At 74.8% G+C, this 24,566-nt stretch carries 20 protein-coding genes and 2 riboswitches; of the genes, 8 read left to right on the top strand and 12 right to left on the bottom strand.

What is annotated here, in order from left to right; genetic code table 11:
* The 4 genes from MUK52_RS26455 to MUK52_RS26440 form a co-directional block, all read right to left on the bottom strand.
* Positions 1-1,062 (bottom strand): ABC transporter permease, encoded by a 1,062-nt coding sequence (locus MUK52_RS26455; protein WP_284580644.1) that lies wholly within the window; start codon positions 1,060-1,062, stop codon positions 1-3.
* On the bottom strand, positions 1,059-2,624 hold the full coding sequence (locus tag MUK52_RS26450) for a sugar ABC transporter ATP-binding protein (protein ID WP_284580642.1): 1,566 nt from the start codon (positions 2,622-2,624) through the stop codon (positions 1,059-1,061). The genes MUK52_RS26455 and MUK52_RS26450 overlap by 4 nt, the downstream gene beginning before the upstream one ends.
* A gap of 147 nt (positions 2,625-2,771) precedes the next feature.
* Entirely contained in the window at positions 2,772-5,594 is a 2,823-nt protein-coding gene (locus tag MUK52_RS26445) for a SpoIIE family protein phosphatase (protein ID WP_284580639.1), read from the bottom strand.
* Between the two features lie 97 nt (positions 5,595-5,691).
* Complete coding sequence (locus tag MUK52_RS26440) at positions 5,692-6,684, bottom strand: cyclase family protein (RefSeq protein WP_284580636.1); 993 nt, start codon at positions 6,682-6,684, stop codon at positions 5,692-5,694.
* Positions 6,685-6,874: 190 nt separating this feature from the next.
* On the opposite strand from MUK52_RS26440, the gene MUK52_RS26435 reads away from it, so the two are divergent.
* Positions 6,875-7,945, top strand: coding sequence for a PP2C family protein-serine/threonine phosphatase (locus MUK52_RS26435; RefSeq protein ID WP_350206074.1), 1,071 nt, complete (start codon positions 6,875-6,877; stop codon positions 7,943-7,945).
* A gap of 3 nt (positions 7,946-7,948) precedes the next feature.
* Here the strand turns inward: MUK52_RS26435 and MUK52_RS26430 are convergent, their stop codons facing one another.
* Positions 7,949-8,620 (bottom strand): cysteine hydrolase family protein, encoded by a 672-nt coding sequence (locus MUK52_RS26430; protein WP_284580632.1) that lies wholly within the window; start codon positions 8,618-8,620, stop codon positions 7,949-7,951.
* Between the two features lie 116 nt (positions 8,621-8,736).
* On the opposite strand from MUK52_RS26430, the gene MUK52_RS26425 reads away from it, so the two are divergent.
* Positions 8,737-9,162 (top strand): pyridoxamine 5'-phosphate oxidase family protein, encoded by a 426-nt coding sequence (locus MUK52_RS26425; protein WP_284581778.1) that lies wholly within the window; start codon positions 8,737-8,739, stop codon positions 9,160-9,162.
* Positions 9,163-9,181: 19 nt separating this feature from the next.
* Here MUK52_RS26425 and MUK52_RS26420 read toward each other — a convergent pair whose 3' ends face one another.
* Positions 9,182-10,102, bottom strand: coding sequence for a LysR family transcriptional regulator (locus MUK52_RS26420; RefSeq protein WP_114056653.1), 921 nt, complete (start codon positions 10,100-10,102; stop codon positions 9,182-9,184).
* 74 nt (positions 10,103-10,176) lie between these two features.
* On the opposite strand from MUK52_RS26420, the gene MUK52_RS26415 reads away from it, so the two are divergent.
* Positions 10,177-11,121 carry a DMT family transporter gene (locus MUK52_RS26415; RefSeq protein WP_284580630.1) on the top strand — a complete coding sequence of 315 codons (945 nt, stop codon included), beginning with the start codon at positions 10,177-10,179 and terminating at the stop codon, positions 11,119-11,121.
* A 158-nt stretch (positions 11,122-11,279) separates the two neighbouring features.
* Here MUK52_RS26415 and MUK52_RS26410 read toward each other — a convergent pair whose 3' ends face one another.
* The gene (locus tag MUK52_RS26410) at positions 11,280-12,605 is read right to left on the bottom strand and encodes an aminotransferase class I/II-fold pyridoxal phosphate-dependent enzyme (RefSeq protein ID WP_284580628.1); all 1,326 of its coding nucleotides are present in this window, start codon (positions 12,603-12,605) and stop codon (positions 11,280-11,282) included.
* Between the two features lie 34 nt (positions 12,606-12,639).
* On the opposite strand from MUK52_RS26410, the gene MUK52_RS26405 reads away from it, so the two are divergent.
* Complete coding sequence (locus tag MUK52_RS26405; protein WP_428985445.1) at positions 12,640-13,326, top strand: pyridoxamine 5'-phosphate oxidase family protein; 687 nt, start codon at positions 12,640-12,642, stop codon at positions 13,324-13,326.
* On the opposite strand, the gene MUK52_RS26400 is transcribed toward MUK52_RS26405, so the two are convergent.
* Positions 13,308-14,321, bottom strand: coding sequence for a DMT family transporter (locus tag MUK52_RS26400; RefSeq protein ID WP_246042636.1), 1,014 nt, complete (start codon positions 14,319-14,321; stop codon positions 13,308-13,310). The genes MUK52_RS26405 and MUK52_RS26400 overlap by 19 nt on opposite strands.
* Positions 14,322-14,487: 166 nt before the next feature.
* Entirely contained in the window at positions 14,488-15,504 is a 1,017-nt protein-coding gene (locus tag MUK52_RS26395; RefSeq protein WP_114056657.1) for an EamA family transporter, read from the bottom strand.
* A 173-nt stretch (positions 15,505-15,677) separates the two neighbouring features.
* Here MUK52_RS26395 and MUK52_RS26390 point away from each other — a divergent pair, with 173 nt between their 5' ends.
* Both MUK52_RS26390 and MUK52_RS26385 read left to right on the top strand, forming a co-directional pair.
* The gene (locus tag MUK52_RS26390; RefSeq protein ID WP_114058803.1) at positions 15,678-16,106 is read left to right on the top strand and encodes a type II toxin-antitoxin system Rv0910 family toxin; all 429 of its coding nucleotides are present in this window, start codon (positions 15,678-15,680) and stop codon (positions 16,104-16,106) included.
* 251 nt (positions 16,107-16,357) lie between these two features.
* Entirely contained in the window at positions 16,358-17,182 is an 825-nt protein-coding gene (locus MUK52_RS26385) for a PhzF family phenazine biosynthesis protein (RefSeq protein WP_284580622.1), read from the top strand.
* A 3-nt stretch (positions 17,183-17,185) separates the two neighbouring features.
* On the opposite strand, the gene MUK52_RS26380 is transcribed toward MUK52_RS26385, so the two are convergent.
* Together MUK52_RS26380 and MUK52_RS26375 are read right to left on the bottom strand one after the other, a co-directional pair.
* Positions 17,186-17,932, bottom strand: a complete 747-nt coding sequence (locus MUK52_RS26380; protein WP_284581777.1) for a CPBP family intramembrane glutamic endopeptidase — start codon at positions 17,930-17,932, stop codon at positions 17,186-17,188.
* Between the two features lie 177 nt (positions 17,933-18,109).
* Positions 18,110-19,648, bottom strand: a complete 1,539-nt coding sequence (locus MUK52_RS26375; protein WP_114056659.1) for a glutamate-cysteine ligase family protein — start codon at positions 19,646-19,648, stop codon at positions 18,110-18,112.
* A gap of 495 nt (positions 19,649-20,143) precedes the next feature.
* Between MUK52_RS26375 and MUK52_RS26370 the strand changes: the two genes are divergently transcribed.
* Both MUK52_RS26370 and MUK52_RS26365 read left to right on the top strand, forming a co-directional pair.
* Entirely contained in the window at positions 20,144-20,770 is a 627-nt protein-coding gene (locus tag MUK52_RS26370; RefSeq protein WP_114056660.1) for a hypothetical protein, read from the top strand.
* A 271-nt stretch (positions 20,771-21,041) separates the two neighbouring features.
* On the top strand, positions 21,042-21,242 hold the full coding sequence (locus MUK52_RS26365; RefSeq protein WP_284580618.1) for a DUF5999 family protein: 201 nt from the start codon (positions 21,042-21,044) through the stop codon (positions 21,240-21,242).
* A gap of 122 nt (positions 21,243-21,364) precedes the next feature.
* Here MUK52_RS26365 and gcvP read toward each other — a convergent pair whose 3' ends face one another.
* Positions 21,365-24,250 (bottom strand): aminomethyl-transferring glycine dehydrogenase, encoded by a 2,886-nt coding sequence (gene gcvP, locus MUK52_RS26360; RefSeq protein ID WP_284580615.1) that lies wholly within the window; start codon positions 24,248-24,250, stop codon positions 21,365-21,367.
* A 61-nt stretch (positions 24,251-24,311) separates the two neighbouring features.
* A riboswitch (glycine riboswitch) is annotated at positions 24,312-24,447 on the bottom strand.
* Positions 24,448-24,545: riboswitch (glycine riboswitch) on the bottom strand.
* Positions 24,546-24,566: the final 21 nt, after the last annotated feature.

The following is a 24,566-nucleotide window of genomic DNA, read 5'->3' as shown; positions in this document are numbered from 1 at the left end:
CTAAGAGGCGGGACCGGGCCCGGCGGCCGGTGTGTCCCGGCCGCCGGGCCCGGTCCCGGTGGCCGGCCGGGCGCGCAGGCGCCTGCGGGCGGTGTATCCGGCGAGGCCGACGGCCAGCAGGAGCATTCCGCCGTTGAAGAGGGGGGTGGCCCAGAACTGGGCGCCGAGCTGGCCGATCCCGGCGAGGCCGACGGCGAGGAGGGCGACGGCGACGAGCGTGCCGAGGGCGTTGGCGCGGCCGGGCCGGATCGTGGTGGAGCCGAGCAGGACGCCGACGAAGGCGGGCAGCAGGTAGTCGAGGCCGACGCTCGGGTTGCCGGTCTGCTGCTGGGCGGCGAGGAGGACGCCGGCGACGCCGACGACCAGCCCGGATCCGGTGAAGGCGTGGACGGAGTGGCGGCGGACGGGGATGCCGATGGCTTCGGCGGCGCGGGGGTTGGAGCCGATGACGTACAGGTAGCGGCCGAGCGGCAGCCGTTCGAGGAGCACCCACAGGGCAGCGGCGGTGGCGAGGACGTAGTAGGCGGGGACCGGCAGGCCGAGGAGCGTCGCGTCGTAGAGGCCGGTGAAGGCGGGCGGGAGGCCTTGGGGGCCGGGGACGATGCGGCTGCCGTCGGTGATCATGCCGGTGAGGGCGTACATGCAGCTGCCGGTGCCGAGGGTGGCGATGAAGGAGTTGATGCGGCCGTACTCGACGACGATGCCGTTGAGGGCGCCGGCCAGCGCTCCGCCGACGACGACGGCGAGGCAGGCTGCCTGCCAGGGCCAGCCGGCGGTGACGATGAGGTGCATGACGAGGACGTGGGCGAGGCCCAGGCCGTAGCCGATGGAGAGGTCGAACCGGCCGGCGGCGATGGGCAGGGTCGCGCCGAGCGCGAGGAGGGCGGGGATGGACTGGTTGGAGAGGATGGAGGAGACGTTGTCCCGGGTGGGGAAGGTCTCGGGCAGGGCGGCGGAGAAGAGCAGGAACAGGGCGACGGTGAGGACGGGCAGGCCGTAGCTGCCGAGGAGGTGCGCGGCGCGGTGGCCCCGCGGGGGGCGTCGGGCGGGGGCGGCGGTCACCGGTCGGTCGTGCTTCCGGTGATGGCGGGCATGGCGGAGGCGGTGCGGGTGAGTTCGGCGGCGGTGAGGGAGGCGCCGGAGAGCTCGGCGGAGACCCTCCCGCGGACGAAGACGAGGGCGCGCCCGCAGAGGTCGGCGACCTCCTCGAAGTCGCTGGAGACGAGGAGCACGGCGAGGCCCGCGTCGAGGGCGTCGTCGAGGAGCCGGTGGACGGCGGCCTTGGCTCCGACGTCCACGCTCGCGGTGGGCTCCTCCAGGACCAGCAGGCGCTGCCGTCCGTGCAGCCAGCGGCCGACGACGACTTTCTGCTGGTTGCCGCCGGAGAGGGTGGCGATGGGCACCTCGCTGTCGGGCGGGCGCACCGCGAACCGGCGGATCAGGGCGGCGGCCTCGGCGCGTTCACGCCGGCCGCCGGTCCAGTGCCAGGCGGGGACGCCGTTGGCGCGCGGGTTGGCGAGGAGGTTCTCCCGGACGGTCAGGTCGGCGGCGCAGCCCTCCTGCTGGCGGTTTCCGGCGACGAATCCGACCCCGGCGGCGACGGCTTCGGCGACGGAGCGGGGCCGGTGGGGGCGGCCGGCGAGCAGGGCCCGGCCGCCGAGGAGCGGGAGGGCTCCGGCGAGGGCGCGGCCGAGGTGCATGTGCCCGGCGCCGGTGAGGCCGACGAGCCCGAGGACGTCCCCGGCGTGGAGTTCGAGGCTGACGGGGCCGGTGCGCTCGGTGGCGGCGTCCTCCAGGGCGAGGACGGGCGGCGGGGCGGCGACCGCGGCAGCGGCGGGGCGGCGGGGCCGGCGCAGGGCGTCCGGTGCGCTGCCGGCGATGTCGTGGACGAGGCGGGCGGGGCTGTAGGGGGCGAGGGGGCCGTGGCTGGCGACGCGGCCGTCGCGGAGCACGGCGAAGGTGTCGGCCACCCGGTACACCTCGTCGAGGCGGTGGCTGACGTACAGGATGCCGTGGCCGCGGTCTCTCAGGGAGTGCAGGACCTCGAAGAGGTGCGTGCAGTCGGCGGCGGGGAGGGTGGCGGTGGGCTCGTCGAGGACGATCAGTTCGCTGCGGCGGGCCAGGGCGCGGGCGATGGCGACGAGCGAGCGCTCGGCGGGGGCGAGGCCGGCGACGGGGGCGCCGGGGTCGAGGTGGCCGGAGACGAACCGCAGTGCGTCGGCGCAGCGGTCCCGGGTGCGGCGCCAGGAGATGAGGCCGTGCCGGCGCGGGTAGCCGGTGCCGAGCGCGATGTTCTCGGCGACGGTCATCCACTCGACGAGGCCGGGATCCTGGTGGATGAAGGCCATCCGGGCGGAGGCGGCCGCGGAGCCGAGCGGGTGCCCGGCGATCGTCGCCTCCCCCTCGTCGGCGTGGTGGATCCCGGCGAGGATCTTGATGAGGGTGGACTTGCCTGCTCCGTTGGGGCCGAGCAGGGCGAGGACGCTGCCGCCGTGGAGGTCGAGGTTCACGCCGTCCAGGGCGACGGTGCCGCCGAACCGCTTGCCGAGGCCGCGTATCCGGACGAGCGGCGGGTCGGCGGGGGGCCGGGGCGGGCTGTTCGGGGTGTCGGACGGGTCATGCACGGACGTCTCCGGGGCCGCCTGGCGGGTTCGTGATCCGGATGCTACTGGTAATCATCCACCTGTATCCGACATGTCGCCCCGTACTGTGGCCCCAATGGGCCAGTGGGCGGGCGGGTGCCTGCGCCGGCCCGGCTCAGGCGGGCGGGCTCACGCGGCGTCCAGGGCGCACTCGGCCCAGATCACCTTGCCGCGGGGGGTGTAGCGGGTGCCCCAGGCCTGGGAGACCTGCGCGACGAGGAACAGGCCGCGCCCGCCTTCGTCCGTGCCGGCGGCGCGGCGCAGGTGGGGGGCGGTGCTGCTGCCGTCGGAGACCTCGCAGATCAGGGTGCGGTCGTGGATCATACGGACCTGGATGGGCTCGCCGCCGTAGCGGACGGCGTTGGTGACGAGTTCGCTGAGCAGCAGCTCGACGGCGAACGCCGGCTCCTCCAGGCCCCATGCGGCGAGCGTGCGGGTGGCGGCGGCCCTGATCTCGCCGACGCAGGCCGGGTCCGCCGGGACGTCCCAGGCGGCGATCCGCTCGGCGGGCAGGGTGTGGATGCGTGCGGCGAGCAGGGCGATGTCGTCCTCGGGGTGCTCGGGTGCGACGGCGTCGATGACGGAGCGGCAGGTGTCCTCGGGGGTGCGGCCGGGGTGGGCGAGGGCGCGGCGCAGGTCTTCGAGGGCGGCGTCGATGTCGCGGTGGCGGTCCTCGACGAGTCCGTCGGTGTAGAGGACGAGGGTGCTGCCTTCGGGCAGGTCGATCCCGGCTGTCTCGAACGGCAGTCCGCCCAGGCCGAGCGGGGGTCCGGCGGGCAGTTCGGGGAAGTCGACGGAGCCGTCGGGGCGGACCACGGCGGGCGGGAGGTGGCCGGCCCGGGCCATGGTGCATTCGCGGGTGGTGGGGTCGTAGATGACGTACAGGCAGGTGGCTCCGACGATGCCGGTGCTGCCCGTGTCGCTCTCGCCGCCCTCTTCCCGGTCCAGGCGGACCAGGAGGTTGTCGAGGTGGGTGAGCAGCTCGTCCGGGGCGAGTTCGAGTTCGGCGAAGTTGCGGGCGGCGGTGCGCAGCCGGCCCATGGTGGCGGCGGCGTGCAGCCCGTGGCCGACGACGTCCCCGACGAGGAGGGCGACGCGGGTGCCGGAGAGGGGGATGACGTCGAACCAGTCGCCGCCCACCCCGGATTCGGCGGGCAGGTAGCGGTGGGCCACCTCGACGGCGCCCTGGTCCGGGAGGCGGTGCGGGAGCAGGCTGCGCTGGAGGGCGAGGGCCAGGGTGTGCTCGCGGGTGTACTGGCGGGCGTTGTCCATGCACAGGGCGGCGCGGGCGCAGAGTTCGCGGGCGAGCCAGGCGTCGTCGTCGGCGAAGGGGGCGGGGTCCTCGGAGCGGTAGAAGGCGGCCACGCCGAGGAGGCCGCCTCGGGCGATCAGCGGGGCGGCGACGAGGGAGTGCACGGGGTGGCCGCCGACGGCGGCGGCGCGGTCCGGTCCGCGGGCGAGCCATCCGCCGGCGGCGAGGTCGGGCTCGACGACGGGCTTGCCGTCGGCCAGGCAGCGCAGGTGGGGCGTGCCGGGTCGCAGCTCGACGGGGCTGCCCTCGGGGCGGAAGGGGTGGTCGTCGCGGATGCCGTGGACGACGGTGCGCCGGACGGTGCCGGGGGCGTCCGAGGGCTCCTCGCCGCGCAGGACGGCTTCGGGTATGTCGACGGTGACGTAGTCGGCGAGGCCCGGGACGGCGGCCTCGGCGAGCTCGCGGGCGGTGCGGTGGACGTCGAGGGTGGTGCCGATCCGGGTGCCGGCCTCCGCCAGGAGTTCCAGGCGGCGGCGGGCGGCGAGGGCGTACCGGCCGACTTCCGGTTCGCCGACGAGCACGAGCCGGGGGGAGGCGCCGCCGGGGTGGTCGCGGTCGGGCCCGGCGCCGTTGCGGCCCGCGGCGGGTGCGGCGAGCGGGCCGGGCGGGGGGTGTGGGGCCGGAGGTGCGGCCGCTGCGGGCGGGGCCGGGGTGGCGGCGGGCGCCGCCCCCACCGTGGAGAGCGCCATGGCGTGGCGGGCGGGCGGTTCGCCGTCGGTGAGGACAGCCTCGACGGCGATGCCCTCGATCCCGGTGCCGCTGGTGACGGGGCGGCTGAGGAGAGTGGCCCGGCGGCCGTGGAGGAGGATGACCTCGACGGCCGCCCGCTGGGTCGAGGAGATCAGCTCGGCAGCCCGCTCCTTCAGGACGGACTCGTCGCGCGGGTCCAGCAGGGCGCCGGGGGGTTCGGCCGCGGGGTGGGGGACGGCGTGCGGGAACGCCCCGTCGGCTCCGGCAGGCCGTCCGTCCACGTGGGCGCGCGCCCGCGCGTCGAGGTAGCTCCGGAGGAGGGCGCGCTCCCGCAGCGAGGTCTGCTCCGTGAGCCGGCGCTCGACGGCGTGGGCAGCGCGCCGGATCAGGGCGGTCAGCTCCGGGTCCTCGTCGCTGCGCGGGTAGCCGAAGCAGAGGACGCCCTCCACCAGTCCGTTGAGCTGGTTGCGGACGGGGGCGGCGCAGCATGCGTTCGACTGGGAGCGCTCCGCGAAGTGCTCGGCGCCGTAGACCTGGACCAGGCGGCGTTCGGCGAGGGCGAGGCCGATGCCGTTGGTGCCCGCGAAGCGCTCGGCGAAGACGAAGCCGGGCACGGTCTGGATAGGCGGCAGGCTGCGGGCGAGTCCGGGTTCGCCGAAGCGTCGCTGGAGGACGGTCCCGGCCGCGTCGGCGAGGGAGACGTTCATCCGGCTGCCGGCGAAGCGGGCGGCGAGCTGGTCGAGGACGGGCTCGGCGGCGCGGACGAGCCGGCTGTCGGGGTCGAAGTCGTCGCGGTACGGGAGTTCGGTCTGGTCCGGGGAGAGGCCGAGGAGCCGGCAGCGCTCCCAGGAGTGCAGGATCGGGCTCCGTACGCCCGACTCGACCGGCTCGCCCAGAAGGAACCGCTCACGGGAGCGTACGGGGCTGATCGGCTCTCCCGCGACGCCCATCTGCACCACTTCCCTCTCACCGGTGCGGCGAGAACGGATACCCCGCTAAATGGCCAGAATATATCCCTTTTGTCCGGTCGTGCCGGGTCGGCGGCCGTCAGAGCACGGCCACCGGGCAGACGGGCGACCCGGTGCCCCCGGGCACCATCAGCGGCGCCACGACCAGCGCGAACTCGTACCGCTGCGCCTCGGCGCAGGCCGTGGAGAGCTGTTCCAGGTCGAGGTTGTCGAGCAGCGGGACCCCCATGGCGGCGACGGCCAGGGCGTGCACGGGCGAGTGGACGCCGGCGACCGGCGAGGGGCGGACGTCGCTGTCCCCGTCGGCGCCGAGCAGGCTGATGCCACGCTCGGCTAGCAGCGGCACTGCGTCCGGGTGGAGGCCGGCGCTGGCCGTGCCGGAGTCCCAGGGGCCGGTCTCGCCGCGGCGCCGGAAGCGGCCGGTCCGCAGCAGGAGGGCGCAGCCCTCGTCGAGGGTGGCGCCGAGGAGCCGCTCCGCGTCGAGGAGGTCGCGGGCGTGGAGGGTGTGGCCCGGTTCGAGCCAGTGCACGCCGAGGGCGGCGGGGAGGTCGAGCAGCACGCCCCGGGTGAAGAGGGCGCCGAGGTCCGCGACCGAGCCGAAGCGGGCCCCGCCCGCGCCGACGGCGTCGCGGGCGGGCGTCCCGCCGTAGAGCTCTCCGCGGTAGGCGACGTGGGAGAGGGCGTCGAGGTGGGTGACCGCCTTGCCGTGGTAGTCGGCGGCGAGGAAGTCCTTGTGGGTGGCGGGCTCGGCGGGCTCGACGTCGCCGAGGTCGGTCATGTGGTGGAGGGCCGGTCGGCCGTTGTCGGGGCCGGGCCGGGTGTCCCAGGGCAGGCCGAGGGGGACGGTCCGCCCGGAGCGGACCAGGGCGGCGGCCCGCCGCACGTGGTCGGGGGTGACGCGGTTCCACGCGCCGCGGCCGGCGGGGGTCCAGCGTCCCCAGGTGCGTACGGAGTCGAAGAGCCCGTCGAATTCGGCCCGGGAGAGGAGGGGGCCGTGGCCGGGCGGGTCGTCCGCGGCCGGGTCGGGCAGGGGCCGGGGCGGGAGGGGTCCGTCGGCTTGGCCGGTGCTCATGGTGGTCGGCCTCCCAGAGGGTCGTCCGGGGAGCGGGGCGGCGGGGCGCGACGAGTGGCAGCAGCGGTGCCGGGAGGCGCAGGCTGGACCCATGCGGGCGCCCGTGCATCCGGCCCCTCGACCGGGGGCCGGCGGTCATCACCAGGTCCTCTTCGTGCTCGCGGAGTGCGTTCCGTTCGCGCTGGCCCTGATGGTGCTCATCATAGAGCTCACCCCCCTGCACTTCCTGTACACCGGCCCCGTGCTGTGCGCGACGCCGGCGCTGGCGGCGGTGACGATGGGGCCGAAGGGCACGCTGGCGGCTGCCGGGCTGGCGGTCGCGGTGAGCATCACGACGGCCACGTACAACCAGGCCTGGGGCAGCGGGCAGGTCTATGCCAACTTCCTCGCGCTGTTCCTCGTGTCGATCGCCAGCGTGACGACGAGCAACACCGTGCGCGTCCGCCGGGAGAGCGAGCTCAACCAGGTCCGCCGGATCGCGGCGGCGGCGCAGGAGGTGCTGCTGCGGCCGGTGCCGGAGCGGCTGGGACCGGTACGGGCGGCGAGCATGTACCTGGCGGCGGAGACGGGGGCGCAGATAGGCGGGGACCTGTACGAGGCGGTGCAGACGCGGTTCGGGGTCCGGATGATCGTCGGGGACGTGCGCGGCAAGGGCCTGCCCGCCGTCCGGGCGGCCGCGGTGGTCCTGGGCGCGTTCCGGGAGGCGGCGCACTACGAGGAGGACCTGGTGGAGGTCGTGGCGCACTGCGGGGCGGCGCTGCGGCGCGACGCCGTGGCGGCGGGCGCGACCGACGAGCACGGCCTGCTGGAGGGCTTCGTCACGGCACTGGTGGCCCAGGTCGGTGAGGGGCCCGTCGTGGAGGTCGTCAACCGCGGGCATCCGCCGCCGATGCTGCTGCACGAGGGCAGGGCGCGGCCGCTGCTGCCCGCCGCGGCCCTGCCTCCGCTGGGCCTGGAGGAGTTCATCGCCGGCCCGCCGGGTGTGACGGAGGCCCACCCCTTCGCGCCCGGCGACCGGCTGCTGCTGCACACCGACGGGGTGATCGAGGCGCGCGACGGCGACCGCGTCTTTTTCCCGCTGCCGGAGGCGATGGAGCGGCTGGACGGCTGCGGCGGCCGGGAGTTCCTGGACGGGCTGCGGCGGGAGCTGGTCCGCCATACCGGCGGCCCCCTCTCCGACGACGTGGCCATGGTCCTGGCCGACAGGGTGGCGGAGGCGGCCGTCGGCCCGGCCGGTGCGCCCGGGCCGGTACGCCCCTGAGCGTCAGCGCGGCCCGGGGGCGTCCGCGGCGCGTGCGGCGGCCCAGCGGGCGGTGAGCGCGCCGGTGGTGGTGAGGGTGGCGACCAGGGCCAGGGAGTGGCGCAGCACGTCGGCGGTGTAGGCGGCGGGCACTCCGGCGACGGCGTCGGCGGGGACGACGACCTCGTAGCCGAGGTTGACGGCGTCGAAGACGGTGTTCGGTATCGCGATGTTCGCGGAGACGCCGGCCACGACGAGGGTGCGGATGCCGAGGTTGCGCAGGAGCGCGTCCACACCGGTGCCGGCGAGCGGCGACAGCCCGTGCAGCCGCCGTACGATCAGGTCCTCCTCGGCAACCCGGATCGGCGGTGCGACCTCGGCGGCCGGGCTGCCCGCCAGCTGCTGCACCGGAAGCCGCGCGGCGGCGCGGAAGAGCCGGGCGTTGCTGCCAGCGCCGCGCCCGTCCGGGCGGCGTTCGGCGACCGCGTGCAGCACCTGCACTCCGGCCCCGTGCGCGGCGTCGACCAGCGCGGCCACCCGTGCCAGCATGCCCGAGTCGCGGGCCTCGCGGGCCAGCTCGGGCAGGGCGCCTCCCTGGCCCACGACCCCGCGCTGGCATTCGACGGTGAGGAGCGCCGTGGCGCCCGGAGCGCCGGGCGCGGGGCGATCGGCTGGGCGGCGACCGGATGGCGGCATGGCTCCCCCTGGCGCGGCGGACGGCGAGGCCCCATGATTCCTGACACACAGTCAGATGTGAAGGGGTGGGTCAGTTGGCCGGAGCCTTCGGTACGCAGCGGCGCGGCCGCCGCATCATGATGACCGCCGAGGAGGCGGACGCCTTCCTGCGCGGGCAGCGGACCTGCCGGGCCGCGACCGTCTCCGCGGACGGCCGGCCGCACGTCGGGGCGCTGTGGTTCGCCTGGGACGGCGCCTCGCTGTGGCTGTACTCGCTCGTCCGCAGCCGCCGCTGGGCGGACCTGCAGGCGGACCCCCGGCTGTCGGTCGTGGTGGACGCGGGCGAGGAGTACGGGGAGCTGCGCGGGATCGAGCTGTCCGGCCGGGCGGAGTTCGTCGGCGAGGCCCCGCGTACCGGGGCGCCCTGCCCGGAGCTGGAGGAGGTGGAGCGGATCTTCCCCGTGAAGAACTTCGGCGTGGCGCAGATGCCGCACGACGGCCGCCACGCCTGGATCCGCCTCACCCCGGAGTCGACCGTCTCCTGGGACTTCCGCAAGCTGTGAGACCGGGCGCGGGGCCGGTTCACCGCGCCCCGGGAACCCGCTCCGCCGCTCCGGCGGCGGTCCGCAGGGCGTCCAGGGCGGCCCGGATCGAGGGCCTGCGGTCGGCGTCGGCCCGCCAGACCGCGTACACGTGGCGGCGGACGGCCTCGCCGACCGGCAGCAGCCGCACCCCGGCCGGGACGGGCCCGCGGCCGAGGCGCGGGGTGACGCACACCCCGAGGCCGGCCTCGACGAAGGCGAGCTGGGTGTGGTGCTCCTCGGCGATGTGCCGGATGCGCGGCTCGACGCCGATGCCGCGCAGGGTGTAGACGAGCCACTCGTGGCAGAACTGGCCTTCCTTCCAGGAGATCCACTCCTCCTCGGCGATCTCGCCGAGCGAGACCTGCGTACGGCCGGCGAGGGGGTGCCCGGCCGGGACGGCGATGTCGCAGAGGTCGTCGAGGAGGTGCTCCCTGGTGAGCTCTCCCGGCACCGGCATCCGCTTGTTGTGCCAGTCGATGGCCAGCGCGAGGTCGAGGTCTCCGCGGACGACGGCGGCCATGCCCTCCGCGGGCTCCTGCTCCCGTACGCGGGGCCGCAGCTCGGGGTGGTGGCTGCGCAGCTCGGTCAGGGCCCGGGGCAGCAGGCCGCGCATGCCGGTGGGGAAGGCGCCGATCCGCAGCTCGCCGACGGCGCAGCCGCGGCGGGCCTCGATGTCGGCCTGGGCCAGTTCGACCTGGGAGAGGATCCGGGCCGCGTGCTCGGCGAGCAGCCGCCCGGCGTCGGTGAGCCGGACGCCGCGGCCGTTCTTGGCCAGCAGCGGCTGGCCGACCTCGCGCTCCAGCTTGGCCATCTGCTGGGAGACGGCGGAGGTGGTGACATGGAGTCCGCCGGCCGCGCCGCTGACGGAACCGTGGCGGGCGAGGGCGTCGAGGGTGCGCAGGCGCTCCAGGTTCAACATGTAAGCAATGCTACGCCGTCACTGCCAAAGAATCTTGCTTGTGCTACGCAGTGGGGCACAGCAGAGTACCTGTCATGAGCGCACCCGCCACACCCCGAACCGCCGCCCCACCCACCACCAGCACCTCACCCGCCCCACGCGCCACGAGCCGCGTGGACTGGCGGCTGCGCTTCGCGCTCCTCTCCGTCGTCTGGGGCTTCAGCTTCCTGCTGATCAAGGTGGGAACAGAGGCGTACGCCCCGTTCCACGTCGCGCTCGGCCGGGTCTTCTTCGGCGCCCTCGCGCTCATGGCCGTGCTGCTCCTGCGCCGCGAGCCGCTGCCGCGCGGCCGCCGCACCTGGATGCACCTGGCCGTCGCGGCCCTGCTGCTCAACACCGCCCCGTTCTCGCTGTTCTCGTACGCCGAGCTGACCATCCCCTCCAGCCTGGCGGGGATCTGCAACGCCACCTCCCCGCTGTGGGGCATGGTGCTGTCGCTGGTCGCGCTCTCGGAGGACCGGCCCACCCGCCGCCGGGTCGCCGGCCTCGGCCTCGGCTTCCTCGGGGTGCTGACCGTCCTCGGGGCGTGGCAGGGCTTCGCCGGCCTCGACGCCAGGGGCACCGCCCTCGCGCTGCTCGCTTCGCTCTGCTACCCGATCGGCTGGATCTACGTCCGCCGCACCCTCGCGTCGGTCCCCGGCTCCCCGGTCGCACTGACCGGCGGCCAGCTCCTGCTCTCCACGGCGCAGCTGCTGCTGGTGAGCGCCGTGTTCACCACCGCCCCCGGCGCGTTCCCGCTGTGGCCGACGCTGTCGGTGATCGCCCTGGGCGCGCTCGGCACGGGCATGGCGCTCCAGATGCAGTACGGCCTGGTCGCGGAGGTCGGGCCGACGACTGCCCAGATGGTCACCTACTTCATCCCGGTCATCGCGACCGCGGCGGGCGTCGCCCTGCTGGGCGAGAGCCTCCACTGGAACACCCCGGTGGGCGCCGCGATCGTCCTCGTGGGCGCGGCGCTCACCCAGGCCCGCCGCCGCTAGGGCCTGTATTGAGTTGCCCCGTGGAGCAAGGAGCGGCGTTCGGTGCGTGCCCTCGGTGTGCGGGACGAATGCCCTCGTAGCGGAGCGTCGCGACGCCGCGGGGCAACTCAATACAGGCCCTGGCACTACCAGGGCCGTGCGGCCGGGCGCCCGCCCCGTCAGACGGTCCGGCCGCCGGCGCCCGGCCGGACCGCTGCGGCCAGCGCCTCGGCCAGTGCGGGGGCCTCCGCGGGCTCCAGCCCGGACACCGTCACCCGAACGCCGGGCCCCGACCGCACCCGGAAGCGGCTGCCCGGCGCCACCGCCCAGCCGGCCGCGAGCATCCGCGCCACCGCGCCCGCCTCGTCGGCTGCCGGCACCCACACGTTCAGCCCGCTGCGGCCGTGGGCCCGTACGCCGTGCCCGGCGAGGGCCGTGATCAGTGCGTCCCGCCGCTCCCCGTACGAGCGGGAGACCCGTACGGGGTCCACCGCCCCGGCGGTCCACAGCTCGACGACCGCGTACTGGAGCAGCCGGCTCACCCAGCCCGGCCCCAGCCGCTGCCGGCCGCGGACCCGGTCCAGGGTCACCGCGTCACCGGTGAGCACGGCCAGCCGCAGGTCCGGCCCGTACGCCTTCGCGGTGGAGCGGACGAGCGCCCAGTGGGCCGTCACCCCGCCGAGCGGGTGCAGGGGCGCGTCGGTGATGCCGTGCCCGTGGTCGTCCTCGATGACGAGCACCCCGGGGTGTGCGGCCAGGACGGCCCGCAGCTCCGCCGCGCGCCCGGCGGCGACGACCGCGCCGGTCGGGTTCTGCGCCCGGGCGGTGACGACCAGCGCCCGCGCCCCGAGCCGGAGCGCCTCGGCGACGGCGGCCGCCGCCGGGCCGTCGTCGTCGACCGCCACGGGCAGGACGCGCAGCCCGAGCGCCGCGACCAGGTCGAGGAGGCTGCCCCAGCCGGGGTCCTCCACCGCCACGGCGTCGCCGGGCCGCAGGTGGGCGGCCAGCACGCGTTCGATCCCGTCGAGCGCCCCCGAGGTCACGGCCACCGGGCCCGCCGCGACGCCCTCGGCGTCGAGCGCGGTCCGGGCCGCCCGGGCGAGCTCGGGCACGACCGGGTCGTCCCCGTACAGCGTCGGCCGCCGCGCGTGGCGGGCCGCTGCGGCGGCGAGCACCGCGCCGAGCGGCGGCAGCAGCCGGACGTCCGGATTGCCCGAGGCGGTGTCGCGCGCCCCCGGCGGCAGCGGCGGCTGGTCGCGCGGGGCGGTGGCAGGGCGCCCGCGGACCCGGCTGCCGCGGCGGCCCTCCGTCTCGATGACCCCGCGCTCGCGCAGGGTGCGGTAGGCCGCGGCGACCGTGTTCGGGTTGACGCCCAGCTCCCCCGCGAGTTCGCGCATCGGGGGCAGCAGGGTGCCCGGGGCGAGAGCGCCGGAGGCGACGCCCTCCTCGACGGCGGCGGCGATCTCCGATGCACGCCGCCCACCGATCCGATATTCTCCTAGCACAAACACAATTATGCACTAGTGCAATGAGGTGCGCATGACCGCCACGCCCGAGACGCCGGCACCGGCCGCCGCCTCCTACGAGCCCACCGACCGGACCGTCCCGAGCCGCTCGCGCGCGCGGGCGCGCTACGACCGCGAGACGGTCCACGCCATCCTCGACCAGGGGTACGTCTGCCACCTCGGCTTCGTCCGGGACGGCGCCCCGGTCGTCCTGCCGACGCTGTACGGACGCATCGGCGAGACCCTCTACCTCCACGGCTCGACGGGATCCCGGCCGCTGCTCGCCGCAGGCCGCACCGACCCCGGCCTGCCCGTGTGCGTCACCGTCACCCACGTCGACGGCCTGGTCCTGGCGCGCTCCGCGTTCCACCACTCGCTGAACTACCGCTCGGTGGTGGTACACGGCACCGCCCGCCAGGTGACCGGTGAGGAGGAACTCCGCAGGGCCCTCGACGCCCTGGTCGACCAGGTGGTGCCGGGCCGGTCGGCGGACTCCCGGCCCGCGTCCGCGAAGGAGCTCGCGGCGACGGCGGTGGTCCGCCTGGACCTGGCGGAGGTGTCGGCGAAGGTGCGGACCGGCGGCCCGAACGACGACCCGGAGGACCTGGGCCTGCCGTACTGGTCGGGGGTGGTCCCCGTCGCACCGGCGTACGGGATGCCCGTCCCGGCCGCCGACCTGGCCGCCGGGATCGCCGCCCCGGCCTACCTCGCGGAGCTCTGAGCCGGTGCGGAGCCGGGCCGGGGCGCCGGCCCGCCCGCACCGCCGCCCGCACCCCCGCCGCCGACGACACCGCGGTCGGCGGGCCTGCGGGCCTCCGCCGCGATCAGCGCGCCGACGGCGGCGAGCAGCAGCACCGTGCCGAGCACGACTCCGCCGGTCAGGCGCTCCCCCAGGACCAGCACGGCGATCACGGCCGCGCTGACCGGCTCGATCAGCATGACCACGGACACGGTCGCGGCCCGTACGGCCGCCGCCCCGGTGAAGTACAGGGCGTACGCGAGGGCCGTCGGCACGACGGCGACGTACGCCAGCAGCCACAGCACCCGCCCGAGGTCGGCGGCGTGCGGCAGCAGCCCGCTCCCCTCGGCGGCGGCGAGCGGCAGCAGGCACAGCGCGCCCACCCCGGCCGACCAGGCGGTCGTCACGAGCGGGTCGCCACCCGCCCCGCGCCGCCCGAGGAGCCGGGCCCGCAGGGTCATTCCGGCGTAGCCGGCGGCGGAGAGGAGGGCCCAGGCGACGCCCGCCGGCCGGACCTCGCCGCCGCCGCTGCCGAGGACCAGCACGCCGAGCCCGGCGAGCGCCCCGAGGACGGCGAGGACGCCGCCGGTGCCGAGCCGCTCCCCCATCCAGTGGCGGGCGCCGAGCGCGATCAGCACCGGGCCGGCTCCGAGGGTGACGACGGTCGCGACCGCCAGCCCGGTGTCGCGGACGGCGGCGAAGTAGGCGGCCTGGAACAGCGTGAACAGCAGCCCGGTCCCGATCAGCGAGCCGGTCGAGGGCCGCGCGGCGGGAGCGGGGCGGGGTCGGCGGCGCACAGCGAGCACGCCGAGCAGGACGGCGAGCCCGCCCGCACAGCGCCAGAAGGTCAGGGCGAGCGGCCCGAGGTCACTGGCCAGGAAGAGGAGCGAGGCGGCCGCCCCGGCGGTGCCCCAGGCGGCGCCGGCGACGACGAGGTAGGTCAGAGCGCGCCCGGCAGCGGGCGTGGAATACGACACGTGTGACTCCGTGCGGTCGTGAAGGATGAGCGGATGTGCTGGTCATCGCTTCGCGGGCAGCACGGCCTGACCCGGGGACCACCCCGGGCGGGAACGCGTGGATGCGCGGCGGCCGCCCGCTTCAGGCGGCCGGCGGCGGAAGCACGTTGGAGAACACGCCCCCACCCTAGGCGGCGCCCGCTCCCCGGTCCAGCAGAATCGGATCCGCTTCCTCCGCGCCCTCGGCGCCCGCCCCGGCGGACCGGGCCGCCACCGCGGAGCCCTCGGCACGGGACCGCCGGGCGGACCGCGCCGACTGGGCGACGAAGGCCCCGGCGAGCACCAGCGCACCGCCCGCCACCTGCGGGGCGGAGAGGTGCTCCCCGAGCAGGATCCAGGCGAAGACGGTGGCGACGACCGCCTCCAGGCAGGCCACCACTCCGGCCACCTGCGGGGAGAGGCTGCGCACGGAGACGACACCGGTCAGGTACGCGAACACGGTCGCGACCAGCACCACCCAGCCGAGCAGGGCCGGCGCCGGCACCGCGGTGCCGTCCATGAGGGCCTGCCCGCCGAGCACCGACCAGTCGATCTCCCAGGGGCGGGCGATCACCGTCATGACGAGGGCGCCGATGAGCATCCCGTACGCGATCACGCCGAGCGGGTCGGGTACGTCGTCGCCGTCCGCGCCCTGGTCGGCGAAGACGAAGTAGAAGGCCTGGCAGCACGCGGCTGCGATGCCGAGCAGCACCCCGAGCGGGTCGAGGCTCAGCCCGGACCAGACCTCGACGACGCACGCCAGCCCGACGACGGCGAGGGCGGCCCCGGCCGCGGCGGCCCGCGTGACGGGCTTGCGCTGGACGAAGCGGATCCAGCCGAGCAGCAGCGCCGGTCCCAGGTATTCGAGCAGCAGGGCCACGCCGACGGGAATCCGCGAGAGGGAGGCGAAGTAGAAGGCCTGGACGCCGGCGACGGCGACGAGGCCGAACCCCGCGAGGAGCAGGGGTTTGCGGCGCAGCAGGCCGCGATGGCGCCAGGCGAGGGGGGACAGCACCAGCGCCGCCCCGCCCACCCGCAGCCAGACCATGTGCAGCGGGTCCAGCCCCGCCTCGATCAGCGGCTTCGCAGCCACTCCCGAACCACCGAACGCGAACGCCGAGACGACGGCCAGGCCGAGTCCCGCGTTCTTCCCAGACGCGTGCATCCGGACATCATGGCAGGGCGATGTCAGGAGCGTCAGGGGGGTGACACCTGTTGAGACGCACCCGAGACCCGCCGTGACCGGGACCGTCTGATCTGACGAGCCGTCAGCATTGCGCCTTCGGTCCGCCGGGGCTACGTTCCGCCGCACGTACCCGAGGAGATGGGGTGGGCCGCATGGCCGAAGTCACCGCGCACGCAACGATCGAGGCGTCCCCGGCAAGGCTCTGGGCCCAGCTGACGGACTGGCCGGCGTACGGCCGCTGGAGCGCGACGCACACCGGCTTCCCGAAGGGCGGGCCCGCGGCCCTCGCGCTCGGCGCGACCTTCGAGGAGAACATGAAGATGATGGGCTTCCCCGCCGAGGTCGTCTGGACGGTCTCGGAGCTGGAGGAGGAACGGGTCCTCGCCCTCACCGGGAAGGGCCCGATGGGCGTGAACATCCTGACCCGCTACACCCTGGTCCCTGACGGCGCCGGCACCGCGGTCCGCATCGACGGCGAGTTCACGGGAGCCGCCGTCTCCCTGATGGCGGGAAAGCTGAAGGACTCCGCAGCCGCGGCCCTGGACGAGTCCCTGCGCAGGCTCGCAGGCCTGGTCGCCTGAACGGCAGCACGCTGCCCCGACACGGCAGGGACGGGCGGCCTCCGGCTGCCGGCGGAACACATCGCCCGGGGCCACTCCTCCCGCCCCCGGCCGCCGCCCTGGTCTGCCGTGGGGTCCTCACCTCGTTCGCGGCTGCTCATCGCCACGGGGCGCGTATGCGCCGGCGACGGTCTGCTCGCGGCGATTCCCCGGCACAGGGCCTACCGGAACGGCTTTTGTCGCCGGGCGGCGGTCGGCCGTACCGTCGCCGCATGCGCCTCCGAATCGTCGACGCCTTCACCGACCGCCCCTTCCGCGGCAACCCCGCCGGAGTCCTGCTCCTGGACGGCGGCTTCCCGCCGGACGCCTGGCTCAGGCAGGTCGCCGCCGAGGTGAACCTGTCCGAGACCGCCTTCGCCCATCCGCTGCCCCCGGGCGGCGGCGCCGACTGGGCACTGCGCTGGTTCACCCCGACCGCCGAGGTCGACATGTGCGGCCACGCCACACTGGCCACCGCGCACGTCCTCGCCTCGAACGGCCTCGCCGGCCGCCGCGGCCCGATCCGGTTCGGCGCACGCTGCGGCGTCCTCACCGCCGAGACCGCCGAGGACGGGACGATCACCCTGGACTTCCCCACCTCGTCCCTGACCCCGGTCGAGCCGGACGCCGCCGTCCGTGCCGCGCTCGGCGCCGACATCCGCTCCGTCCACGACACCTCGGAGCACATCGGGGACCTCCTCGTCGAACTCGCCGACGAGGCCTCCGTGCGCGGGCTCACCCCGGACCTCGCCGCCCTGCGCGGCTACGCGCGCCGCGGGGTCGTCGTCACCGCGGCCGCCGAGGACCCCTCACGCGGGTACGACTTCGTCTCCCGCGGCTTCTTCCCCGCGTTCGGCATCGACGAGGACCCCGTGACGGGCAGCGCGCACACCGCCCTCGCCCCGTTCTGGGCCGCGCGCCTGGGCCGCACCCGGCTGACCGGCCTCCAGGGCGGCGCCCGTCAGGGCCTCGTACAGGTCGCCCTCGCCGGCGCGCGCACCCTCCTGACAGGGCAGGCGGTCACCGTCATCGACGGCGAGCTCCTGGCCCGCCCCTGACCGCTAACCGGGGGTGGGGAGCCAGCCGACCTTTCCGGCGAGCAGCGCGTACCCGCCGAACGCCACGATGTCGAGCAGGGAGTGCGCGACGACCAGCGGCCCGACCCGCCCCCACCTCCGGTAGGCGAGGACGAACACGGCGCCCATCACCATGTTCCCGACGAACCCGCCGATGCCCTGGTAGAGGTGGTACAGGCCGCGCAGCACCGAGCTGGCGGCGAGCGCGCCCCACGGCGACCAGCCCAGCTGGTCCAGCCGGCGCAGCAGGTAGGCCAGCACGATGACCTCCTCCACGACGGCGTTCTGCACCGCGGAGAGCATCAGGACGGGGAACTTCCACCACACGTCGGGCAGCGCCTCCGGCTGCACGGTGAGGTTGAACCCGCCCGCCTGCGCGGCCAGGTAGAACGCCAGCCCCGCGCTGCCGATGCCGGCGGCGACCAGCGCCCCGCGGGCGAGGTCGCCGCCGGGCCGGGTCCGGTCGAAGCCGAGGACGCGGAGCCCCGGCACCCCCTCGCGGGTGAGCAGGTGGGCGACGAGCAGCACCGGGACGAGGGCGGTGGTGATGCCGAACAGCTGCCATGCCAGGTCCAGCCAGGGCCGGCCGGGCGCGTACGAGCCGTTGAGGGTGGCGGCCTGGTCCTTGAGGGCGCCCGGCTTGGTCAGCGCGCCGATGAAGCTGATCAGCGACGAGACGGCGCTCGCCCCCAGGGACAGGGCGAGCACCAGCAGCGCCTCGGTCCGCAGCATCCGCCGCAGCCCGTCCTCCTGCAACGTTCCGACCACCGGCTCCGGCTGCGCCCGCACGTGAGTCTCCCGTTCCGCCCTGTGCTTCCGACCACCCCATACTGCCCCCTCGGGGTCGCGGGCGGATCACGGGAGGGCTCCGGCGGAACGGGACGGCCCGCGGGCGGGGCGGGCCGGGGCTCAGCCCCGCTGCGCCGGCACCGGGGCCCGCGGCTCCTCCTCCACGAGCCCGACGGGCCAGGTGTGCACGGGTTCGCCCCTGTGCATCAGCTCGCTGTAGCGGCGGGTGATCGCGGCCAGCGCCGCGTCGCGTTCCATTCCGGCCGCGAGGGCCCGGTGGTATGTGTCCACCTGCCAGGTGGCCCCGTTCACCCGCCGCCGGCAGCGCTCCTCGATGATGCCGAGGTAGTGGTCGCGGTCGGCGGGCTCGATGCCCCAGGCGTCCAGCCCGGCCGCGGCCATCGGCAGGAGCTCGTCCAGGACGAGCCGTACGGCCGGCACGGCCGCCAGGCCCGCGCCGCGGCCGCGCCGGGGCCACCGCAGGCGCGCGTCGATGCCGTACCGGCAGGCCGCGTCGAAGTTGGCCTCCGCCTCGGCGAACGGCAGCCGGGTCCACACCGGCCGCTGCTCGTCCGCGAGGGTCCGGACGAGCCCGTAGTAGAAGGCGGCGTTCGCGACGACGTCGGCGACGGTCGGTCCGGCCGGCAGGACGCGGTTCTCCACGCGCAGGTGGGGTACCCCGTCCACGACCCCGTAGACGGGCCGGTTCCAGCGGTAGACCGTCCCGTTGTGCAGGACGAGTTCCTGCAGGCCCGGCACCCCGCCCTCGGCGAGGACCCGCAGCGGCTCCTCCGCGTCGCAGATGGGCAGCAGCGCCGGGAAGTAGCGGACGTTCTCCGCGAAGAGCTCCTGGACGGACTCCACCCACCGCTCCCCGAACCAGGTGCGCGGCCGTACGCCCTGCGCCTGGAGCTCGGGCGGCCGGGTGTCGGTGGCCTGCGTGAACAGCGGGGGCCGCGACTCGCGCCACAGCTCGTGCCCGAACAGGAACGGCGAGTTGGCGCCGACGGCTATCTGGACGGCGGTCGCGGCCTGCGCGGCGTTCCACACGTCGGAGAACCGGCCGGGCGTGACCTGCAGGTGCAGCTGGACCGAGGTGCAGGCCGCCTCCGGAACGATCGACCCGGTGCTCCAGACCAGGTGCTCCACGCCGTCGATGTCGAGGAGGAAGTCCTCCCCGCGCAGCATCAGGATCTGCTCGTTCAGCAGCGAGTACCGGTCCACCGCGGAGAGGTTGGCGGTGACCAGGTCGGAGCGGGTGAGCGTGGGCAGGATGCCGATCATCACGACCCCGGCGTCCATGTCCGCCGCCTGGCGGTGGGCGTAGCCCAGGCCCGCGCTCAGCTCCTCGGCGAGCTGGTCGAATACGCGGCCGCCGAGCCGGTGCGGGAGGACGTTCACCTCCAGGTTGAACATTCCCAGTTCCGTTTGGAAATCCTGGCTCGCAATACGCTCCAGAACCTGCGCATTCACCATGCGCGGCATCCCGTCGGGGCCCGCGAGATTCAGCTCGATCTCCAGTCCCATCATGTTCTTGGGACGGTCGAACCTCTTCTCGGCCAAGAGCCGCTCCAGCCCCTCCAGGCACTCGTGGAGCTTCCTCCGGTACCGCCGTCGATCGGACAGGTCGAATCCGCCCGCCACGACCTTCTCCCCCATCGGAGCGTCCCTCCTCGAGTGGCCGCGGCCCGGGTTCCGGGCGCGCGTGTACGGTCGATGATGCCCCGGAGGCGTGATCGATAACGCGGCGGCGGCAGCCGGGGCGGGAGGCGTGCGCCGGATTGGCCGAAGGGCGCCATGGCACATTCTCCTGGCAAGTCACTGTATGCAAATTCCGCATCGCCTTTGCCGGTTGCGGTTAATCAGCGCTTTCCAGCCGAGCCCCGGTCCGGTAACCTCCGAGGTCAGCGCGACGTGTTCGCGCGAAGACGGCATGAATGCCATCTCAGTGGGACCGGTAAGGGCCTTGCCGGCAATAGCCCGGACGGCTAGCCGAAACACTGTGTGAACACATGTCGTATAAACTCCGCAAACGAGGCAGAGAGTTGGCGCGCGGCCATTGCCCCTCAGCCCCCCTCTGGCCCCAGAATGCGACAGCGCCGTCCCTGCACCCCGCCCCGATCCACAGGTCTCCCAACCGAGAGGCGACCCACCATGCCGCTGCATGTCCCCCCGGCTCCCGCGCCTGCCCTGCGCAGCGTCCTCGCGGCACTCGGTTCCCCCGCAGCCGTCGCGGCGGGAACCCCCGCCCTGCGCGCCCAGCAGGGTCCGCTGACCGCCGAACTGCCGCTGCCCGTCCACGTGCTGGACCGGCTCGGCGTCTCCCAGCCGGGCACCCCGGCCCGCCCGCCGCGGACCCGGCTCGTCGGGTGGCGCTTCCTGATCCGCGCCGGCGAGCGGCACATCGCCGCGGCCGACGTCCGGCTGACCGCGGACGGCTGGGCCTTCTCCCACTTCTTCGAGGGCCCGTACGTCGCCGCCACGGAACGGGCCCTGCGCCAGGCGGAGTCGCTGGGCAAGGGCTACCAGCCCCGGCTGCTGTCGGTGCCGGAGCTGTACATGCTGACGCTGTGGCTGCACGGGGCGGTCGGGGCGGACGCCTCCTCCGGGCTGCCGGCCGCCTCCGACCTGCTGGTCCCGCTCGCTCCCGCCCCTCCGGGGATCGCCGCCTACCGGCCGCACCCGGTGTCGGAGCTGCTGCCGGTGATGACCCACCGGCTGACCCAGCCGGCCCCGCCCGTACGCCCCCCACTGGCCACTCCGGCCGCTCCGGCCGCCTGACGGAGCCGGCTCCCGCCCGTATGGCCCATTCGGCCTAGCCCAGCCGGGCCACCTGCGAACCATCCGAATTGACAGGGGAGTTGAGCTGAACCGCCCGCACGAGTGATGCGTCATCAATCTGTGAGGACAGCTCCCGGAAATCCCTGCGGACTCGAGTCCGTGGGGCAACACTGGGACCCTCACCGCATCTAGTCGTCGACAACGGGGGGCGGCCATGAACCAGGTATCGAGCCGCAGCACACAGACCACACCGCAGCGAAAGAACGCATCCATGTGCCATCACCAGCCAGCGTGCCCGTCAGCCGACTCCGCCGACCGGGAGGCCGCCAAGCCCGTGGCGAACCACCCGGAACAGGGCTGGAGCCTGCTGTGCAACGGCGTCCTGCTCTTCGAGGACACCGGTGAGCTGCTGCCGGACGGCCAGATCATCGCCCCGCACCGCCCGCTCGCGGCGGCGCAGGCCGCGGCCTAGCCGGGACAGCGCGGAGCAGCACGGAACCGACGGTAGACGGCCGGCCCGGGAGCGTCGCTCCCGGGCCGGCCTTTGTGTCAGGTCCGCGCGGCCCCGGAACCGGGGCCGCGCGGAAGAGGACCTCAGTTGTCGTACTCGTCCAGCGGAGGGCAGGAGCAGACGAGGTTGCGGTCGCCGAAGGCGCCGTCGATACGGCGCACCGGCGGCCAGTACTTCTCCGCGGCGGAGACGCCGCCGGGGAAGACGGCCTCGTCGCGCGTGTACGGGTGGTCCCACTCGCCGCCCAGCGCCGCCGCGGTGTGCGGGGCGTTGGCGAGCGGGTTGTCCCCGGCCGGCCACTCGCCGGAGGCTACCTTCTCGATCTCCGCGCGGATCGCGATCATGGCGTCGCAGAACCGGTCGATCTCGGTGAGGTCCTCGGACTCGGTCGGCTCGATCATCAGCGTGCCGGCCACCGGGAAGGACATCGTCGGCGCGTGGAAGCCGTAGTCGATCAGGCGCTTGGCGATGTCGTCGACGCTGACGCCGGTCGCCTTCGACAGCGGGCGCAGGTCGATGATGCACTCGTGCGCGACGAGGTTGCCCGGGCCGGTGTAGAGGACCGGGAAGTGCGGCTCCAGGCGCTTGGCGATGTAGTTCGCGCCGAGCACCGCGACCTGCGTGGCCCGCTTCAGGCCCTCGCCGCCCATGAGGCGCACGTACGACCAGGAGATCGGCAGGATGCCGGCCGAGCCCCACGGGGCGGCCGAGATCGGGCCGACGCCCGTCTCGGGGCCGGCGGTCGGCTGCAGCGGGTGGTTCGGCAGGTACGGGGCGAGGTGGGCGCGGACGCCGACCGGGCCGACGCCGGGGCCGCCGCCGCCGTGCGGGATGCAGAACGTCTTGTGGAGGTTCAGGTGCGAGACGTCGCCGCCGAAGTGGCCCGGCTTGGCGAGGCCGACCAGGGCGTTGAGGTTGGCGCCGTCGACGTAGACCTGGCCGCCGGCCTCGTGGACCTGGGCGCAGATGTCGGCGACGTGCTCCTCGAAGACGCCGTGCGTCGACGGGTAGGTGATCATCAGCACGGCGAGCTCGTCGCGGTACTGCTCGATCTTGGCGCGCAGGTCGTCGGTGTCGACCTCGCCGTCGTCGGCGGTCTTGACGACGACGACCTTCATGCCGGCCATCACGGCGCTGGCGGCGTTGGTGCCGTGCGCGGAGGACGGGATCAGGCAGACGGTGCGCTGCTCGTCGCCGTTGGCCCGGTGGTAGGCGCGGACGGCGAGCAGGCCGGCGAGCTCGCCCTGCGAGCCGGCGTTCGGCTGGATGGAGACCTTGTCGTAGCCGGTGACCTCGGAGAGGCGCTCCTCCAGCTCGCGGATGAGCGTGAGGTAGCCCTCGGCCTGCTCGACCGGGGCGAAGGGGTGCAGCTGGCCGAACTCGGGCCAGGTCACCGGCTCCATCTCGGTCGTCGCGTTGAGCTTCATGGTGCAGGAGCCCAGCGGGATCATGCCGCGGTCCAGCGCGTAGTCCTTGTCGGCGAGCTTGCGCAGGTAGCGCAGCATCGCGGTCTCGGAGCGGTGCTGGTGGAAGACCGGGTGGGTCAGGTACGCGTCCGAGCGGAGCAGCTCCTCGGGCAGCGCGTCGGCGGTGGCCGCGTCGAGGGCCTCGATGTCCGCGGTGACGCCGAAGGCGGCCCAGACGGCCTCGACGTGGGCGCGCAGGGTGGTCTCGTCGCAGGAGACGGAGACGTGGTCGGCGTCGGCCTGGAAGACGTTGACGCCGTGGCGGCGGGCGGCGGCGGCGACCTCGGCGGCCTTGCCGGGGACCCGCGCGGTGAGCGTGTCGAAGAAGGAGCCGTGTACGAGCTCGACCCCGCCGGCCGTGAGGCCGGCGGCGAGCAGCGCCGCGTAGCGGTGGGTGCGGCGGGCGATCGTCCGCAGGCCCTCGGGGCCGTGGTAGACGGCGTACATGCCGGCCATCACGGCGAGCAGCACCTGCGCGGTGCAGATGTTGCTGGTGGCCTTCTCGCGGCGGATGTGCTGCTCGCGGGTCTGCAGCGCCAGGCGGTAGGCCTTGTTGCCGTCCGCGTCGACGGAGACGCCGACGAGCCGGCCGGGCAGCGAGCGGGCGTGCTTGTCCTGGACGGCCATGTAGCCGGCGTGCGGTCCGCCGAAGCCCATCGGGACGCCGAAGCGCTGCGTGGTGCCGACGGCGATGTCGGCGCCGAGCGAGCCGGGCGAGGCCAGCAGGGTCAGGGCGAGCAGGTCGGCGGCGACGGCGACGATCGCGCCGAGCTCGTGGGCGCGGTCGATCAGCGGCTTGATGTCGCGGACGGCACCGGAGGCGCCCGGGTACTGGAGCAGCACGCCGAAGACGCCGCGCTCTGCGATCTCGGCGGGGATGCCCTCGGAGAGGTCGGCGACGACGACGTCGATGCCGATCGGCTCCGCGCGGGTCTCGATGACCGCGATGGTCTGCGGCAGGGCGTCGGCGTCGACGAGGAAGACGCTGCCCTTCGCGCGGCCGACGCGGCGGGCGAGGGTCATGGCCTCGGCGGCCGCGGTGCCCTCGTCGAGGAGCGAGGCGCCGGAGGTCGGCAGGCCGGTGAGCTCGGCGACGACGGTCTGGAAGTTCAGGAGCGCCTCCAGGCGGCCCTGGGAGATCTCGGGCTGGTACGGGGTGTACGCCGTGTACCAGGCGGGGTTCTCCATGACGTTGCGCAGGATCACCGGCGGCGTGAACGTCCCGTAGTAGCCGAGGCCGATCATCGGGGTGAGGACCTCGTTGCGGGCGGCGAGGCTCCGCAGCTCGGCCAGCACCTCGGCCTCGGTCCGCGCCTCCGGGAGGTCCAGCGCGGCCGCGCTCTTGATCACATCCGGCACCGCGGCAGCGGTCAGTTCGTCCAGCGAGCCGAAGCCCACGTGGGCGAGCATCTTGGCCTGCGCCTCGGCGTCCGGGCCGATGTGGCGCTGCTCGAAGGGAATGCCTCGCTCCAGCTGGGAGAGCGGAATGCGGTTGGCGGTCATGTACGGAGGCCTCCTGGGTCGTACGACCTGCGAGGGGCACCACGGCGCGGGCGCCCGGACGGCCTCCCCCTCTGTCATCTCAACCTGAGAGCTTCACCGGGCCCCTGCGGACTGCTCCGCGGGGATCCGGCTTTCACCGTCGGTGAGGAGGGGGAACCGGCACGCGCCCGGGACCCGCTCCTGCTTTCCAGAGTGGCCTCGTCCGTGCGGTACGTATGCCTGAGAGATTCCGGGGAGGATTTGCTCCTTCGGCGCCTCCGTCGAGCTCGGTGGAGGACTCTCCCGCACAGGGTCGTCAGCCGATACCCAGCCTACC

It is taken from the genome of Streptomyces sp. 2P-4 (assembly GCF_030167965.1).
Taxonomy (GTDB): domain Bacteria; phylum Actinomycetota; class Actinomycetes; order Streptomycetales; family Streptomycetaceae; genus Streptomyces; species Streptomyces globosus_A.
Note: the sequence above shows the minus strand (reverse complement) of the source record. Positions and strands in the feature narration are given on the sequence as shown.